Source organism: Bacillus cereus group sp. N6, from assembly GCF_016483705.1.
In the GTDB taxonomy this organism is placed as follows: Bacteria; Bacillota; Bacilli; order Bacillales; family Bacillaceae_G; genus Bacillus_A; species Bacillus_A wiedmannii.
The window spans coordinates 20,116-35,740 of record NZ_JAEHBI010000013.1 but is presented as its reverse complement, the minus strand read 5'-3'; the positions used below and the strand labels follow the sequence as shown (position 1 = coordinate 35,740).

The window sequence follows — 15,625 nt, the reverse complement described above, 5'->3', positions numbered from 1 at the left end:
AAACTTTTATAAAATCTATTTAAGATCTAATTTTGCTAAATCATGTTGTAAAACATTATTTCCTTCTTGTGGGTTAAATACTATTGCACTAAGACCAAAAACATTCGTAACAACATCTCTATCTTTCGAACGAATGATTCTTACTTCATAAGCAAAAACTCCTGGAGGAAGAGCTGCTGAACGAAAAGTAACATATCGATTAGGTGCCAATGTTTGTGTTGAAGGGCCTACTAATGGTAACAATACCGGAGAACCCGATGACCAATCAAACATTTCAACAGTTACTGTATGAGTATCATCTGGATCAACATTCATAGCTTCCACAGTAAGAAACAACGTAGCGGAATGTCTACGTAATACACCCGTTGACAAAGTTTCATTGTGATGTTTATGACATTTTCCAGGAGGATGACCATAGCCATAACTCATATCAATTCCCCCCTTTCATTTACAATTAAGGACAAGTATTCCTTATAATATATAATGCTAGTATTATTTTAATGAAAGGTATAAAAGCGGATTTCTATCTGTATTTTTGGATATTTTATTTTTTATTTATTCCTTCTTAAAGAATAATATAGATTCTCCTATTTTGCCCTTGAACTCTTTCTAAGAATAAAGTGAAACTTTAATCAGTGGGGGTTTTCTTCATCCCCCACTGATTATTAGTTGAACCAATCGGACTTTAATGGGCAGCCCGACCCCCACCTAACTTCTTTGCTTTCGCTGAATTTTGAGGTGGGGGGCTTACTGCCCATTAAAGCGGGATAAATAAATCTATTTTGGAAAGGACCTGCTCCATTCATTTGTAAAAGCATAAAGTAAATTGAATCCGTTAAAACACATGAGTGAACTCTTGGTTTTCCTCTCCTATTAAAAGGAGGAACTATTATGGGCTTTGGTGGTAGTTGTGGCGGCTGTGGCTTCGCCGGAGGATTTGCTTTATTAGTTGTATTGTTTATTTTATTAATCATCGTTGGAGCTGCTTGCTTCTGCTAAAAAACTATCGAAAAGACACTCATGTGAGTGTCTTTTCTTCATATGTAAAAAAAGCCCACCTATTTCCGTAGGCGGGCCTTATCTTTATTACACAATATCAAAGTATACTCTCTTTTCCCTTGATTTTTTATGTAATTATACATATTCATGAAAATAGAAGAAGTAAAATTGTCATTACAACATATTTCCCACTTTCAACTTATTTATCAGTAGAATGTTTTTCTACAAAATCAAGGATTCTGGCATTAACTTCGTTAGAGAACTCACCATTAATTGCGTGAGATGCATTTTTCCAGTTCACTATATCTATATCTTTAACGTATTTTTTTCCAGTTTCGACTGCTTTTACCGAATTGTGCATTGTACTTTTTTCAGCCATTAAGGCAAGCACTGGAACATTGATATTTTTTAAGTCTTCTTTACTAAATAAATCAGGCGCTGGTGTTTTCAATTTATAGTTACGCATGCCCGACTCGATTAACTTAGCGATTGGCTCATCATCATTTGTTTCTGCTCCTCCAGAAACATAGCTTAACATCTTTTCTCTTAAAAACTTAGGTACAATAGGAACGGAAGCTGGAATAGATGCCAGAATCATCTTTATGGATATTTGTGCAAATACAAAGACTGGGTCCAATAAACTAGCCGTAGCAATATGCTTAGGGTTATATCTGGCCAAATTCATTGCTGTCCAACCTCCAATAGAGACACCCACGATATGCACTTTTTTTAAACCTAATCCTTCAATTACTTCATTTAACCATTCTGCTTGTTGTTTTTGGTTTTCAATCACCTTCGTTTGCACGCTCATTCCAGGTTCACCAAGTAAATCGATTGTGTAAACAGGCCTTTTCTCCCTTAACCCTTCTAAATTCGGTACCCACATTGGAGTAGATGCACCACGTCCAGGGAGTAAGAGTATTGGTTCCTTATGTTTATTTTCCTCTTTAGTAAAGTAATACGTACGAATTGTGCCAAATGTAGTTTCTATATCTTTCATATCGTTAGGTGTTGGAAGAAGTGCCATTGATTCATCGTAGGCAATTTGAAAGTCTTCTTTTCCTTTTTCAGATATAAAGTGACCAACCTTATTATCCTCTCTCTTCATTTGAATCCCTCCTTTCTACAAATATATGGATAAACTTTATTTATATATTCATGGGAATCATCCATTGAAAATTTATCTTCTTTAAGCCAAAACTGTCATTTAGAAAAAAGAAAAAGACACCCTAAGGTGCCTTTCTCTGACTTGAACCATCTTAATTTTAATAATATGTATTGGACTCCCATCCCATAACAAAAACGCTACCTTTTTAAAAGATAGCGTTTTTATATTATCCTTGCTTATTCTTCGCTTTCATTTGCTCTTCATAAACAAACTTTGCGGTCATAAAATCGTTAGGAAAATCTCCCAATGCCTTCTTCATCACATTTAATTCTTCTTGTGATTTGATCTCTACTCCGTTTAAGAAATCAAATGCTTTTGATTGTTCATCCGCAACAAAGTTTTGCGTCATATAGTCATCTTGGAAGTCTTGCTTCGCTTTTTCTTTCACTTTGTTCATTGCATCTGTTTTATTTATACTTTTCACAGGGTTTGCGAATGCGCCTGTAGGCTGTTCTGGTTTCAGCTCTTCTTTCGTTTCCGGCTGTGGAGCTGGGGCTGGTTGTTGCTTAGGTTGTTCTTGTTGAACTGGCTGTTGTACTACTTCTTGCTCTTTTTTCGCTAATTCATCTTTTAACTTCTTAACTTGCGCATCAAGAGATTTTTTTTCAGTTTCTAATACACTCATATCACTTTTTAACTTTTGCATTTCCTCATAATGTTCATCTACTAATTTATTGTATTCTTTCTCAGTGTACATTTTTTCACTAGTTGATGTCGTTTTTCCCTTCGCAATAACTACATTAATAATTACAAGTAACACTATGATTCCTATTAACGCAGCTAAAATCTTCTTTTTGTTCATTATTAATCCTCCAAAATGTAAAATTACCAAAGTCATCATAACAGATGTAGCTACGTTCCTTTGTCATATTTTGTCGAACTAAAATAATAAAAAAGCATCTGAAACAGATGCTTTTTCTCATTCTCACTACATAAACGTAATCGTCACTAAAGAATATCCTTCTTTCGCATTATACGGCTCCGCTTTATAAGAAACACGGTTTGCCCCTTGCGGATAACCGATTTCTCCAATTACTTTTTTCACATCTTGCAACGCACCATCCATTGATTGTTTATAAAGGATTTCAATCTTTGGTGACTTTTCGTTATAACGTTGCTGCATTTTATTTTTGAATTCATTATAGTTGTTTGCAATGTATTCATTTCCTAAATAATTTAACTTTGTATCTTTTAAAATTTGCTGATATGCAGGGTTTTTCGTACTACCTGCCGCAATTTTATTTGTTAATGTACTATAATAATTTGTTGTAGCTTGCGGATAGTCACTTCTGTTCCACTCATGATTTCTTGCGATTTGCTCATCTGATAAGTTGAAATAAGAATATGTTACGCGGCCTTGTTCATCTGGTATTGGATCATCGAATGTTGTATCAAGGTGATACCATTTGTTTTCGATTTTCACTAAATTCCAAGCATGAGGCTGACCGTCCCCAGTTCCTACTACAAAATGATTCTCAATACCTGCTTCTTTTAATAATTGATAGGTTAATAGTGCGTAACCTTGGCAAACTGCAGAACGATTTACGAGTGCTTCATATGCGGTGTAAGCTTTATAAGACGTATCGTAAGAAATATGCTTTACGACATAATCATGAATTGCCTTCACTTTTTCGTGATCATCCATTCCAACTTGCGTAATAGAAGAAACAATTGCCTTTGCTTGCTTCATTACATATTCCGTTTGTTCTTTCGTTTCACGATATGTAATCTTTAACGTAAACGTATAATTTCCAGGTGATCCAGAAATTCCATATGAAACATTCGATCTATTATAATTTGTATACTCATTTTTACTTGCGACTTCTTTATAGGCGTTGAAAAGTGTCTTCATTACTTCTTCCTGATTACCATTTTTCGTTTTATATGGAAGTGTAATATTCGTTTCGTACGCATTAATACGCTTTTGTACTTCATCTTTAAATGCTGCTAATAATGCCGCATCCCCTGTATCTTGCACCGCAACTTCAGGCTTTTTATATTTCAAAGTATTATATAAAAACTGTGCATACTGTTCACGTGTTACCGTTTTAGATGGCTCAAATTTCCCTTCGCCTGTACCAGAAGCAATCCCGTTTGATTGCACCGCACTAATGGCATTTTCACCCCAAAAACCACTTGGAATATCGTTAAACGTATGCTTTTGTTTCGCAGAAAGATGGAAAGCGTTTGTAAGAATTTGTGCCATTTCTGCGCGGCTAACAGAATCTTTCGGTCTAAATCCACCGTTTGCATCACCTTTAAAAACCCCTAATTTCGTTAACGTTAAAACCTCTTCTGGGAACAATGTTGAACCTGAGCGAATATCTCGATACGGATTATTTAAAGTAGATCCATCTTTTAATACGTAACGAGCACCTTCATTACTGAACGTACCACCTTGCTTATTTGGTACTAACACACGATAAATTAAAGCTGCAACTTGTTCTCTCGTCGCAACATCTCCAAAACCAAATATTCCATTTCCATAACCAGAAATAATATTTTTACTCGCTAAATCTTTAATCGCTGGATACGACCAATGCGATGTAGGCACATCAGAAAAAATACCCGCCTCAGCAGCCTTCACATCACTGCCGTTTGTATACAATAAAGCACCACCAATAAGTGATAATGATGTAATTGATTTTAATAGTTTTGTGTACATAATTCCTTCTCCCAATACGTTCTCTATTTTATATTTTGTCGAAAAATCTAAAAATATGACAAAATACATTATACAATTAAAAGGTTTTGAGGGATATATTGAATTTTAAAATATGCAAAAATTCATATTAATATATTTTTCCGTGTTAATATTATGTTGTTTTATTTATGAATATGTATAGGTAGTAACTCGTTATAACTCCCCTCATGGTAATCTCTAATTTTATATTGAAATTCTTTAAAATAATTCTTCTTTATTTCTCAATATAAGGAGTCTTGGATTTCCATTAACACTCCTGTAATATTATTAACAAAGAGTAAGGTAAGAGTTACTCTTTGCCATTTTAGAAGAGGTTCTGTTGGAGACAACAGAACCTTTTTTCATATAGAGGTAGTTTTATTAAATTTTTCACCACTAACTATAAAAAAACATCTTATAATCATAATGTAACAAATTGATGCATTTAGGGTAGATCAACTGCCAGTTACACTAGAACTTATTCTTTTCATTCTTATAGTAATCAGTGCTGTTGGCTATTTAATAAAAGAATACCGACTATCATAATCTAATTTATAAAACATGAATTCCTTCGAATAAAACTCAATATTATGTCCATAATGTTGATAGGCTGTATGCCAACATTCATTTAGTTTTCTCTGTATCTCCTTGTATTGAGCAGTTAGCCATTGCTAGCTGCTCTTTTATATGTAACCTTATTAGACAAGTTTTCATATAATGTAGTCATTCCTTTCTTATAAAGTGAAACTTTAATCAGCCCTCACCAATCGGGCTGCCCGCAAATAGTGGGATAAATTAAACTCGTCACTTGAATTATAAAAAAGTGCTTTACTTTACTGAAAGGTGGTTGCGGAAACAACCGACTTTTTATTTATGGCAAAATGAGATTTCTATTAAGATTTATTACAAAGTATGTTATTACTGGTACAATCTAGTATAATAAATACAGATCAAACATTGAAAGGAAATATGACAATGAAAAGATATTTTAACTTCATTTCACTTTTCTTAACTGTACTCGTAATAATTAATCTTACAAATATACATACAAAGTATCAATTCTTTATAGGTGCATCTATAGCATTATGTTTAACTATTATTTCTACAAATGAAATTATAAAATTCCTTGCTACTAGTAGCTTATTAGTTTACGCATTTGCCGCTTTTACTCTTTTAAGTATTGCTTGCTAACTTTCAATGTCGCTTTTATTAAAATAGCGTTTTTATGTAATTCTAATATTGAAGCACATACGACTTTTTTGTTTATGGGTTCTTACGTAATAGTAAGAACCCTTTTTTATTCCAATCACGATTTGTTCATTTTTTTGATACATTTATGGAACATTCATACGTTACGTGGGATAAATCCTTTTGACAGAATGAATAATGAGCTATATCTTTTTCTCAATGAATTTATGTATTTAGCATGATAAAATAATAGTTGGATGGGAGTCCAATACATATTATTAAAATTAAGATGGTTCAAGTCGCAGGAAGGCACCTTTGGGTGTCTTTTTTGTACATATTAAAATCCTCACCACCTTATGAAAACGGTAAGCCCTTTACAACAAACAATAATTGCAACTACATTATTTTTACATTACATTAAGGTTAGGGAATATTCTTTTACTAATAAAGTGCTAGATAGTAGGTGGAAAAATGGAATTTAACGATTTGGGTATTATCATTAAAGAACTTAGAATGAAAAAAAATATATCACAATCCGAATTATGTCATGGAATATGTTCACAAAGTCAAATTAGCAAGATCGAAAAAGGTATGATTTATCCATCTAGTATATTGTTATATCAGTTATCAGAAAGACTTGGTATTGATCCAAATAATATATTTGCACTAACTCAAAACAAAAGATTAAAATATGTAGAAAATGTAAAATATGTAATAAAAGACTGCTTAAAGCAAAAACAATATAAAGAACTTTATGAAATAGTAAAAAAAGAGAAAAACTTAAATAATTTTCAAACTAAAGAAGAGAAACAGTTTCTAATATGGCACGAAGCAATTGCTATATTTATGGTGGATAGATCAATAAAAACTGCTTTAGATCTTTTAAATAATGCATTAAAACTGACTTTAACTAATTCTGATTTTTTATCAGAAAGAGAAATAGATATTATGCAAACAATGGCTATATTTTATGCGGAAAATAAAAATTATGAAAAAGGTATTAATATATTAAGAAGATGTTTAACTAATTTTAATAAGTTAGATTTTCCTAGAGATAAAGAAATTAAGTTAAAAATCATTTTAAATTTAGCAAAATGTTTAGACTCCACATATCAACATGAAGAGGCAATAAAATACCTTGATAAGGGTATAAAATTAGCAATTAATCTAAATACTTTATACCTATTAGGTGAACTATTCTATTTAAAAGGTCAGTATTTATTAAAGATTAAACAACATAATGTAGAAGATGTTGTTTATAACTGGAAAAAAGCATTATTTATATTTGAACTAACAGAAAAAGAATATTATACAAAAATGCTACCAGATGAACTTATTGAAATACAAAATAAAAAACACTCATAATTTCGTAAAAGCTACTTACAAAAACCACAGGAAAAATCCCTGTATTTTTAAAATTAAAGTGGTTCAAGTCGCAGGAAGGCACCTTTGGGTGTCTTTTTTTGTGGAGAATCAGTTTAAAAACTAAAAGAACCTCAATAAATGAGGTTCAAAAAATCTACTATTTTAAATTACCTTCGTAAAAAGCAACTCCATTTTGAACATGTTTTAAATACCACGTAATCGTCCCACCACAAACATTTTCATTAAAACTATTAGCATATACTCCATTTGAGTAATAAAGAGTTCTTTTGAATTTACCATTAGAATACTCATAAGGAATTGAGCATGTTGCTTGCTTCGGAGAGCTCACAGCTTTTTGCGTATCAGCTGAAGCTGCCCCAATTCCTCCTGTTAATGCAATACCAGTTGCCAATAGCCCTACTACTAATTTCTTGAACATAATAAATCCCCCTTTAATAGTTTTTATAGCTTACAATTTAAATGTATCACTTCTGTAATTTATGTAAATATCTTGAATACGTAGAAATATTTATTTAATTTTTGGTAATATTAGGATTTTATTTTATCAAATGAAAAATAGAGGAGTTAGAAAATTATGTAACAATGCATAATAAATCAATCAGATATTATGATATACTCACAAAGAACTGATACAAAATTTCTTTAGATTGGAAAACTAAAGTCTTATCTACCTAACAGGAAGGCGCCTAATGGCGTCTTTTCTTTATTTTCAAAAGGACCTGCTCCATTCATTCTTTAAAACATAAAGTAAAGTGAACCCATTAAGATCCATGGAATGAACCCTAGTTTTACCCTCTTATCTAAAGGAGGCACTATTGTTATGGGATATGGTGGTAGTTGCGGCGAGGGCTGCGGTTTCGCTGGAGGATTTGCTTTATTAGTTGTATTATTTATTCTATTAATCATTATCGGATGCAGTTGTTTCTGCTAAAAAACTATTAGAAAAGGTACCTATACTATATATAGGTACCTTTTCTTTATGTGCCTTATTCATTATCTGGTTCCAAACTTTTATCACGATTGGATTTGTTTTTTTCATTTTTCGCATTCGTCATACCTCAAATATGAATCGATTTCAGACATGAGCTTTTAACTAAAAGAATTTGGGACCACTTTTTCCCACAAAGGAAATACCTTTTTGAAAACCTCTACTATAGAAGGATCAAATTGTGTACCAGATCCTTCTATAATACGTCTATAAGCTTCTTCAGGAGATAGAGCCGAACGATATGCTCTTGAAGAAGTCATTGCATCGAATGCATCTGCTATTGCAACAATTCTTGCGCATAATGGTATTTGATTTCCTTTTAGTTTTTGAGGATATCCCTTTCCATCCCATCTTTCATGATGAGAAAGAATTATGTCTTCACTACCTTTTATTAAAGATATATTTTTAAAAACTTCTAATCCTAATTGTGGGTGTTTCTTAATAATATTATATTCTTCTTCTGTAAGAGAAGATGCTTTCTTTAAAACTTCATCCGGAATGCCTATTTTCCCTATATCATGTAATAAACAAATAAAATGAAATTGTTTTAAAGAATTATCATCATATTCATTTGTTTCTTTAGCAAGAATAGTAGCATAATTGGCTACACGTTCACTATGCCCTTTAGTATATTGATCCTTTAATTCCATTATCCTCATTATCGATAAAGCTGTTTCTTTCATTTGTTTTTCATAGGATGCTTTAATTTTTTGTACTAAAAATTTTAATGAAAGAAATACAAAAAATGACGTAACAAAAATTGTTAGAAACAATAATATTAATGATATTGGATAGTTAATTTCAAAATAATAAATAGCAATTAAAAATCTACATATCATACAAATAGATACCGATAGAAGATAATGAATACTTAAAAATAAAGGTGCAGAAATTACTAAGAAGCACTCTAAATAAGGGATATGTAAAGAAGCACCTGGATTACGTATAAACATAAGATCGTATGCCAAAAGATAACTAATACTAACGCCAAGAAAAATATATTTTGTAAACATTTGTTTATTCATTTTTTGTAAACATTTACTATATAAAAAAATGAAATGAAAATAAATAAAAATACGAGTTCAAATAAAAGCTTCTGTAGTGTAAAATCCTTTCTAAGAATAAAATGTTGATAAATATTATCAAACAAAAGAGTACTACAGGGAATAAATAGAAACATGTTTATCGGTTCTTTCGTTTCAATATTTTTAATCCCTTTAATCATTTTACACACCGCCAAACCTTTTTAATAAAAAAATAAGTTCATATAGATATTATTAATAATATCCAAGAATAGATAATAGTACAAAAAATACCCTTTCTCATAACCTATAAATGGGGTACCGCCATGATAGGAATGTATAAAAAGATAAATAGGGTTATAGAAAAAGAAAAAGGCGAATTCCTTTTGAAAGTAGGAATTCGCCTTTTTCTTGCTACCGATAATAAGATGTTATGTAAACCTAACTGTATAGAATATACAGTTAGGTTTACATTTGAAAATGAACAATAAAAAACAGTAGTGTATAAAATCACTACTGTTTTTTATTGTTTCTTATAAGTGAATTATTTGTATTCCTGTTTATATAATTTAAACGAATAAATAGCTCCAATAAAGAATACAAAAGCTTCAAATAATATAAAGATTTGACGGAAATTCTCAATATCTTTACCAACTAAAGAAATAAATATAGCATTCATTAGAATTTGAATAGTAAACATACGAGAAGTAATTTTTAAATAAATAGCATTTGTTCTTTCATATGGTTTACCAATTTTTTTGTAAATAATAATAAGTGCAATTACTGAACCCAAAAATAGAAGTGCTGTAAGTCCTACAACGATATTGAAATTGCCTGTACTTTCTAACATCCATTTATTTAATAGATCAATCATTATTATCTTCCTTTCCTACATACGAGAATATTTCGTTCTTCTTTTTCACTATAATAAAAAAAGAAAAAGGAAAACATCGAACTTTCTTACAAACATTCGTGTATTCTTACAATTTTGTCATTTTGTAAATGTATTCATCGCCTTGCCTTTCACTATTTTCTTTGGAAAACATAGTGAATTACAAATTTCAAACTTCTTTTAACTAAAATAATAAAAAAGTATATAGGATTATATTAATATTCAAAAAAACTATAACGAACAATCTAAAGTTTCTTATTCAAATACTTTAGACTCTCTTATCTCGGGGCATCATTCATGGCCTATCGACTTAATATTTGGAAGTATATACAAATACCCTAAACAAAAAATTAATTTGGGGTATTTGCTTTTCTTAGCTTGATAGCGATACCCTACTATTTAACATCAAAAAAACCTCGCTATTAATAACGAGGTTTTCCATCACGAAACTTTATCTTCAACCAGTATTCCCATGTGCATATTGAACGATGACATCTTTAATAAATTGAGAGGCTTCCTGATGATTGACCGAATTATGAGACACATTCAAAAATAACGTAAGAGCCGTGACAACACCAACTAAGGTAACACTTATTTTTTTCATTTTAATGCCTCCTTTTTAAAAACCTCTTCACTCGCTTTATGGCTAGAGAAGAAATAATAACTCGCTTTTTCAAAGTTATGTTCTTTATGGAATAGAACCGCTAGTACTTCAGTATATTCTTTCACGTATTCCCAAAGCTTCTCTCTTTCGAAATATTCAATACCTTCTAATACAATTTCTTCTAGCTTTTCTCCATTTAATCCTTCATTTAGTCCATTTAAAATTTTAAAATGGTGTTGGTACTCTACCAATTCTAATTTATCGCAAATCTCCGTGCCTTTTCGAACAAGTACTGAAGCTAGTGAATTTTCGTCTAATTTAAAATGTTCTTTCCCCTTAATATATATCGCTTTATAGTTTTCAGGCATTTTTTCACAGACCTCATTTAAATGACTGATAGCTAACTCCGAAAGATTCTGTCCAGCATACATTAAACCTAAATTTTGTTTTACAACTAACATACCGTTTTCATTTTTAACCTTTTTAAAGATATCCATTGCCGAAATATAAAGTTCTTCAGCTAATTCCCATTCTTTCAAATGTGTACAAGCTAACGCCATTAGGTTGTTACAATAACCGATTTTCACTTCATACCCTTCATGTTTAGCAAATATTTCTTTTGCTTTTGTTGCTTGTTGGAAGGCCACAAAAGCCTGATAATAATGATATTGGAAAACAGCTTGGTTATAATAAAACTCTGCTTTTTCAATTTCATCTGGAATACTTTCAAGTAAATTTTCTGCCATTTCATAATGCTCTTTTGCTGCATTGTAATTACCAACTGCATTAGAGTAGATTGCTTTATAAAAATGATAATAATACGATAAAAAATCATCAGTTGGTTTACCCAAAGATTCAATTTGATCAAAACTATTTTTTGCTATACTCAAATTATCTATTAAATATTTATAACCAAAATCAAGTAACGAATAATACAGTAATAGATTTTGGTCTTCTTCAATATTATTTATAGAACTCTCAATTTCTTTTTTAAATTTATATGCATTCGCAACGTTTCTATTTCGAATTTCAATATACCAGGCATTTAACAGTTCAGTAACTTTGTTATTTACGGTAGTTTGAACATTCAATTTACATCCCCCTTTTCCAAAATTATCTATATACTCTTTTCCTCATACTACCATACAACATTACCTCGTGATATCTTCATAAACTTGAGATAATTTTTACAGAAAATTCAGAATTACATTCGTTTAACTAACATTTATTTAAACAATTAAATAATTGATTTTACACAAACGAAAAGATAATAATCTTAAAATCGCAATCTCGGCTGCACCCCATGCCTATCAAGCTAGTATTTTAAAATGTCCCCTAAACGAAAATTTTATTACTTTCCAGTTATCTATGAGAATTTAGTTCATTTTTTCATTTTGAGTAGTTTATTTTGGGTAGCATGATAGTGATGTGGTGCTATCCCTGTTAGTAGTAATTTTAATATCACTATGGATAAATTACTTTTAGAACTTTACTTCCAAGAACGAATTTTATGTAAATAATCAGTTAAAAATTCCCTTTTTTAATTGATTAAGTAATATTTTGAAAGAAAATTTAGTTATAACAGAAAGAATATTCAGTGTATTACCTCGACGCGCTGAATAAGTACATTAAAGTATGTTAAAAATTTAGCTTAAGGTGGGATTGTATATGACTGAAGATAAAAGACTGAAAAAGCCGGTGGTAAGTTTTATATTACTAACCAACATTATTTTTTGGCCACTTTTTCTGCTTGTAGGAATTACAAAGTTATTACATTTTCCAACTTGGATTTTTGATGTAATGCTCTGCATATCAGCTTGGTCTTCCACTTTTGCTTTTATATTTCTATTTAAAAGAATTTATCCTGGACAGAGTTTTATTCAATTTGTAAAAGATAGATTTAAAAATAAACTTAATTACTTTTGCTAAATATGAATATTTTTTAAAGAGGTAAAGTTAATATAGATCAACTAAATAACGCAAAGAAAATGTTTTATTTCATAAAAAAAGGCTCCATTGCTGGAGCACTCAAAAATAAAATAAGTAAATGAATTAAAACAAATAACAGACAATTTAACTATATAGATTAAACATAATTAAATCTATATATATTTAATATTACATATTAAAACCTGTTTATTGATGCTATAATAGGTTCACTCGATGATTGTTATATTTTTTTATGGTTTTTAAGCAATATGATACCTTCTTAACACCAAGTGTACAAGTAAAAGAAGACATCTTAATCGATGTCTTCTTTTCTTATACAATAACAACACAATAAAATTAAGTTGAGTCAAGCTGCAGGATGGTACCTTGATATGACAGTAAAGAATACATCATCACGGTATCAGCAAGCAAAAGTGTATTCTGCATTTCTGAAAACAGTAGATGGCAGATTGTGACCTGCTGAATCTGCTAAGAAAGAATATACAAGAACATCCTTAACATCATCTTTATTTCCACTAACGATGACATCAAGAAAATCTTCTATTTGGAATTCTGGCGTAAACAACACAATCTTAGTTGTTCTGTTTGGTTCTAAAGAAACAAAAGTACGAGAGATTTCAACTAACTCATTTTGAGTCGGGAAAGAAATGTTTCGACTTCTCTTAACAGTTACCGTTACATTACTAGTATGGCAGCGTGAATCATTGTTTAACATAATGTTGAGAGCAGTTGGAATAATCCCATTTTCAGAAACTGGAACTCGAAACACTCCCGTAGATTTATGAGCCATATAATCACATCCTTTCAAAATAAAATATACTTACAATATATTAGATGCAAAAAACGTTCATTTTGATAGGGACAAATTATATGATTAATATATCTATAATAACCCTCAGTATTACTAAGCCAATGATTTAAAAGATTAAAAAATATCGTGAGAACCAATCGGATATATATTAAAAGGAAAAAGAATAAGGTATCTAAAAGAACCCCTATTTTGAGCCAATAATGAGACATTATGTTAATCTTATATGTATAGTTGCACAAAATTGAGAAACTTAAGGAGACAGATTAATTTTATGAGAAAATCATTCATATTGCTTACTTTAATTCTAGTATTAGCCAGTGTTACGGCTGCTTGCACACAAGATAAAAAAGATAGTGCCGTTGAAAATGGTCCAATAGAAGAACCAACCGCAAAAAATGAAAATGAAGAATTAATAAATCTTGAAGAAAAAGAAGATATGAGCCGCTTGGAACAAGGTATTTTATTAGTTGGTGAGAGTGTTAAGGGAGGCTATTACTTGACCGCCGTTCAAAATGCATATTTAAATGCTAGTAACGATTCCGTCGTTGTTAATGTCTCTGTAAAAAATGTACGAGGTCAAACGATCGGACTATCAGAATTAAAATATAACCTAAAAGATGAAAAAGCCGGAAAGGCCTATGAAGGAAAGGTGCTTGATCAAAACCCTTCTGATATACAAGTTAAACCAAATGAAACGGTAGAATTGAAAATAGCTTTTGAAGTACCAAGTACCCCAGATGAATATATGTTTTATATTGAAAGCTCTTTAGATCCTCTAGGAGCACACTGGAAAATCGATAAGCTGCAATCACAAAAAAGCTAAGTCTCAAATAAGCAAAAAGCACTGAAAAATTTGATATAGATACAAATGAAGAATATATAAAAGTCCCTCCACCTTAAGGCAAAGGGACTTTCTAACTCCTATTTCAAACTACCCGCAATCTCCGTAAAGATAACTCCAAGTGCATGCGCACCTGCATCTGGATAGCCTAAGCTTCTTTCGCCAACTGTACCAGCGCGGCCCATGCGAGCTACGATTTCTTTCGTGTACTCTGCTCCTTTTTCAAAGGGAATTTTCACTATGTTTAAAATATATGAACACATAAATTCATTTACTTTTCACGAAAATATAATTGTATTTTTTAGAATTTCAATGTTAATCAATTTGAAACTTTATGAGTTAATTAAATGTGATATTTAAAGAAGGAATTTGTGATGAAGTACTCACATGATGGAATTAATGTCAAAAAACAAAAAAACTCTAACTAATTCGTCATGGCGATTTAGTTAGAGTTTTTTTGTTTGAAGTATTCACGAGTATCTACCCTTATCTTTTCAGGTAAAACAATATCAAGTTCTTTATCTAACCATGCAAGAGTCTTTTTACGAAGAAACTCACGCATGTGTTCTTCTGCTTCAAGCATGACTAAGTTAATTGTACAAGAAGAATTGCTAGGGTCACAAGAATTACAAGCGTCGTCTCGATATAGTAGACCATTCTGTACAATATTTTTACATTGAAAAATAGGTTTTGGGCCTTCGACGGCTTCTATTACATCCCAAAAAGAGATATCTTCTGGAGACTTAGCTAACCTATATCCTCCCTTTACACCTGGGACAGAATTCACAATGTCAGCTTTAGATAATTTACCGAAAACTTTTGAAAGAAATGTTTCAGAAAGTCCTTGAAACTCTGCCAAATCTTTTATTCCAACACTTTCCTTGGAAGGAGTATTAATTAAATAAACTAGGCAATGCAAGGCATATTCAACCCCAACACTATATTGCATATACAAATCACCTGCTTTTTATTTTAAGGGTTATCAAATTGTATCTTAGGACCATTTAGAATTTTAGTCAAATAAAAAAAGGCTCTTTTAGAATAGTATGTATTTCATTTGACAAAAATAATTTCAGAGCTTACATTAAAGACT

Annotated in this window: 17 protein-coding genes and 2 pseudogenes; 7 read left to right on the top strand and 12 right to left on the bottom strand. The window is 31.0% G+C overall.

All coding sequences use genetic code 11. The annotated features are described in order from the left end of the window. Positions 1-15: 15 nt before the first annotated feature. Positions 16-429, bottom strand: a complete 414-nt coding sequence (locus JDS99_RS12105; RefSeq protein WP_199695132.1) for a hypothetical protein — start codon at positions 427-429, stop codon at positions 16-18. 462 nt (positions 430-891) lie between these two features. Here JDS99_RS12105 and JDS99_RS12100 point away from each other — a divergent pair, with 462 nt between their 5' ends. Further along, on the top strand, positions 892-999 hold the full coding sequence (locus JDS99_RS12100) for a YjcZ family sporulation protein (protein ID WP_000505670.1): 108 nt from the start codon (positions 892-894) through the stop codon (positions 997-999). Positions 1,000-1,198: 199 nt separating this feature from the next. On the opposite strand, the gene JDS99_RS12095 is transcribed toward JDS99_RS12100, so the two are convergent. The 3 genes from JDS99_RS12095 to JDS99_RS12085 form a co-directional block, all read right to left on the bottom strand. Then, positions 1,199-2,107 carry an alpha/beta fold hydrolase gene (locus tag JDS99_RS12095; RefSeq protein WP_199695131.1) on the bottom strand — a complete coding sequence of 303 codons (909 nt, stop codon included), beginning with the start codon at positions 2,105-2,107 and terminating at the stop codon, positions 1,199-1,201. Positions 2,108-2,333: 226 nt separating this feature from the next. Then, complete coding sequence (locus JDS99_RS12090; RefSeq protein WP_142310549.1) at positions 2,334-2,969, bottom strand: hypothetical protein; 636 nt, start codon at positions 2,967-2,969, stop codon at positions 2,334-2,336. 126 nt (positions 2,970-3,095) lie between these two features. Next, positions 3,096-4,832, bottom strand: a complete 1,737-nt coding sequence (locus tag JDS99_RS12085; RefSeq protein ID WP_199695130.1) for an S-layer homology domain-containing protein — start codon at positions 4,830-4,832, stop codon at positions 3,096-3,098. 993 nt (positions 4,833-5,825) lie between these two features. Between JDS99_RS12085 and JDS99_RS32575 the strand changes: the two genes are divergently transcribed. Together JDS99_RS32575 and JDS99_RS12075 are read left to right on the top strand one after the other, a co-directional pair. Beyond that, positions 5,826-6,041, top strand: a complete 216-nt coding sequence (locus JDS99_RS32575; protein ID WP_137014997.1) for a hypothetical protein — start codon at positions 5,826-5,828, stop codon at positions 6,039-6,041. A 468-nt stretch (positions 6,042-6,509) separates the two neighbouring features. Further along, on the top strand, positions 6,510-7,403 hold the full coding sequence (locus JDS99_RS12075) for a helix-turn-helix domain-containing protein (protein ID WP_088062256.1): 894 nt from the start codon (positions 6,510-6,512) through the stop codon (positions 7,401-7,403). A gap of 157 nt (positions 7,404-7,560) precedes the next feature. Here the strand turns inward: JDS99_RS12075 and JDS99_RS12070 are convergent, their stop codons facing one another. Further along, positions 7,561-7,842, bottom strand: a complete 282-nt coding sequence (locus JDS99_RS12070; RefSeq protein WP_000473837.1) for an LCI fold-containing protein — start codon at positions 7,840-7,842, stop codon at positions 7,561-7,563. 402 nt (positions 7,843-8,244) lie between these two features. Here JDS99_RS12070 and JDS99_RS12065 point away from each other — a divergent pair, with 402 nt between their 5' ends. Then, positions 8,245-8,355: a YjcZ family sporulation protein gene (locus JDS99_RS12065; protein ID WP_000540371.1), complete on the top strand. Its 111-nt coding sequence runs from the start codon at positions 8,245-8,247 to the stop codon at positions 8,353-8,355. Positions 8,356-8,513: 158 nt separating this feature from the next. Here the strand turns inward: JDS99_RS12065 and JDS99_RS12060 are convergent. Then, positions 8,514-9,637 (bottom strand): annotated as a pseudogene (locus JDS99_RS12060) (HD-GYP domain-containing protein). 123 nt (positions 9,638-9,760) lie between these two features. Between JDS99_RS12060 and JDS99_RS12055 the strand changes: the two are divergent. Continuing rightward, the gene (locus JDS99_RS12055) at positions 9,761-9,925 is read left to right on the top strand and encodes a hypothetical protein (protein ID WP_179196832.1); all 165 of its coding nucleotides are present in this window, start codon (positions 9,761-9,763) and stop codon (positions 9,923-9,925) included. A gap of 53 nt (positions 9,926-9,978) precedes the next feature. Here the strand turns inward: JDS99_RS12055 and JDS99_RS12050 are convergent, their stop codons facing one another. The 3 genes from JDS99_RS12050 to JDS99_RS12040 all read right to left on the bottom strand — a co-directional run bounded on the left by JDS99_RS12050 (position 9,979) and on the right by JDS99_RS12040 (position 12,021). Continuing rightward, complete coding sequence (locus JDS99_RS12050; RefSeq protein WP_000566288.1) at positions 9,979-10,308, bottom strand: hypothetical protein; 330 nt, start codon at positions 10,306-10,308, stop codon at positions 9,979-9,981. Between the two features lie 475 nt (positions 10,309-10,783). Then, the gene (locus JDS99_RS12045; protein WP_000724334.1) at positions 10,784-10,930 is read right to left on the bottom strand and encodes a hypothetical protein; all 147 of its coding nucleotides are present in this window, start codon (positions 10,928-10,930) and stop codon (positions 10,784-10,786) included. Continuing rightward, positions 10,927-12,021: a Rap family tetratricopeptide repeat protein gene (locus tag JDS99_RS12040; RefSeq protein WP_060489132.1), complete on the bottom strand. Its 1,095-nt coding sequence runs from the start codon at positions 12,019-12,021 to the stop codon at positions 10,927-10,929. The genes JDS99_RS12045 and JDS99_RS12040 overlap by 4 nt, the downstream gene beginning before the upstream one ends. A gap of 577 nt (positions 12,022-12,598) precedes the next feature. On the opposite strand from JDS99_RS12040, the pseudogene JDS99_RS12035 reads away from it, so the two are divergent. Next, positions 12,599-12,850, top strand: a pseudogene (locus tag JDS99_RS12035) (CPBP family intramembrane glutamate endopeptidase); the annotation flags it as partial. A gap of 430 nt (positions 12,851-13,280) precedes the next feature. Here the strand turns inward: JDS99_RS12035 and JDS99_RS12030 are convergent. Continuing rightward, a complete protein-coding gene (locus JDS99_RS12030) occupies positions 13,281-13,670 on the bottom strand; it encodes a hypothetical protein (RefSeq protein WP_088062252.1) in 390 nt (129 codons plus the stop codon). 292 nt (positions 13,671-13,962) lie between these two features. Between JDS99_RS12030 and JDS99_RS12025 the strand changes: the two genes are divergently transcribed. Next, positions 13,963-14,514 carry a DUF4352 domain-containing protein gene (locus tag JDS99_RS12025; RefSeq protein WP_199695129.1) on the top strand — a complete coding sequence of 184 codons (552 nt, stop codon included), beginning with the start codon at positions 13,963-13,965 and terminating at the stop codon, positions 14,512-14,514. Positions 14,515-14,612: 98 nt separating this feature from the next. On the opposite strand, the gene JDS99_RS12020 is transcribed toward JDS99_RS12025, so the two are convergent. Together JDS99_RS12020 and JDS99_RS12015 are read right to left on the bottom strand one after the other, a co-directional pair. Next, complete coding sequence (locus JDS99_RS12020; RefSeq protein WP_097890602.1) at positions 14,613-14,795, bottom strand: DAK2 domain-containing protein; 183 nt, start codon at positions 14,793-14,795, stop codon at positions 14,613-14,615. A 179-nt stretch (positions 14,796-14,974) separates the two neighbouring features. After that, positions 14,975-15,481: an RrF2 family transcriptional regulator gene (locus tag JDS99_RS12015; RefSeq protein ID WP_063222022.1), complete on the bottom strand. Its 507-nt coding sequence runs from the start codon at positions 15,479-15,481 to the stop codon at positions 14,975-14,977. Positions 15,482-15,625 lie beyond the last annotated feature (144 nt).

Bases quoted from the DNA above. Each gene is read 5' to 3' on its own strand.
- JDS99_RS12105 (WP_199695132.1), bottom strand. From the start codon at position 429: ATGAGTTATGGCTATGGTCATCCTCCTGGAAAATGTCATAAACATCAC.
- JDS99_RS12100 (WP_000505670.1), top strand. From the start codon at position 892: ATGGGCTTTGGTGGTAGTTGTGGCGGCTGTGGCTTCGCCGGAGGATTT.
- JDS99_RS12095 (WP_199695131.1), bottom strand. From the start codon at position 2,107: ATGAAGAGAGAGGATAATAAGGTTGGTCACTTTATATCTGAAAAAGGA.
- JDS99_RS12090 (WP_142310549.1), bottom strand. From the start codon at position 2,969: ATGAACAAAAAGAAGATTTTAGCTGCGTTAATAGGAATCATAGTGTTA.
- JDS99_RS12085 (WP_199695130.1), bottom strand. From the start codon at position 4,832: ATGTACACAAAACTATTAAAATCAATTACATCATTATCACTTATTGGT.
- JDS99_RS32575 (WP_137014997.1), top strand. From the start codon at position 5,826: ATGAAAAGATATTTTAACTTCATTTCACTTTTCTTAACTGTACTCGTA.
- JDS99_RS12075 (WP_088062256.1), top strand. From the start codon at position 6,510: ATGGAATTTAACGATTTGGGTATTATCATTAAAGAACTTAGAATGAAA.
- JDS99_RS12070 (WP_000473837.1), bottom strand. From the start codon at position 7,842: ATGTTCAAGAAATTAGTAGTAGGGCTATTGGCAACTGGTATTGCATTA.
- JDS99_RS12065 (WP_000540371.1), top strand. From the start codon at position 8,245: ATGGGATATGGTGGTAGTTGCGGCGAGGGCTGCGGTTTCGCTGGAGGA.
- JDS99_RS12055 (WP_179196832.1), top strand. From the start codon at position 9,761: ATGATAGGAATGTATAAAAAGATAAATAGGGTTATAGAAAAAGAAAAA.
- JDS99_RS12050 (WP_000566288.1), bottom strand. From the start codon at position 10,308: ATGATTGATCTATTAAATAAATGGATGTTAGAAAGTACAGGCAATTTC.
- JDS99_RS12045 (WP_000724334.1), bottom strand. From the start codon at position 10,930: ATGAAAAAAATAAGTGTTACCTTAGTTGGTGTTGTCACGGCTCTTACG.
- JDS99_RS12030 (WP_088062252.1), bottom strand. From the start codon at position 13,670: ATGGCTCATAAATCTACGGGAGTGTTTCGAGTTCCAGTTTCTGAAAAT.
- JDS99_RS12025 (WP_199695129.1), top strand. From the start codon at position 13,963: ATGAGAAAATCATTCATATTGCTTACTTTAATTCTAGTATTAGCCAGT.
- JDS99_RS12020 (WP_097890602.1), bottom strand. From the start codon at position 14,795: ATGTGTTCATATATTTTAAACATAGTGAAAATTCCCTTTGAAAAAGGA.
- JDS99_RS12015 (WP_063222022.1), bottom strand. From the start codon at position 15,481: ATGCAATATAGTGTTGGGGTTGAATATGCCTTGCATTGCCTAGTTTAT.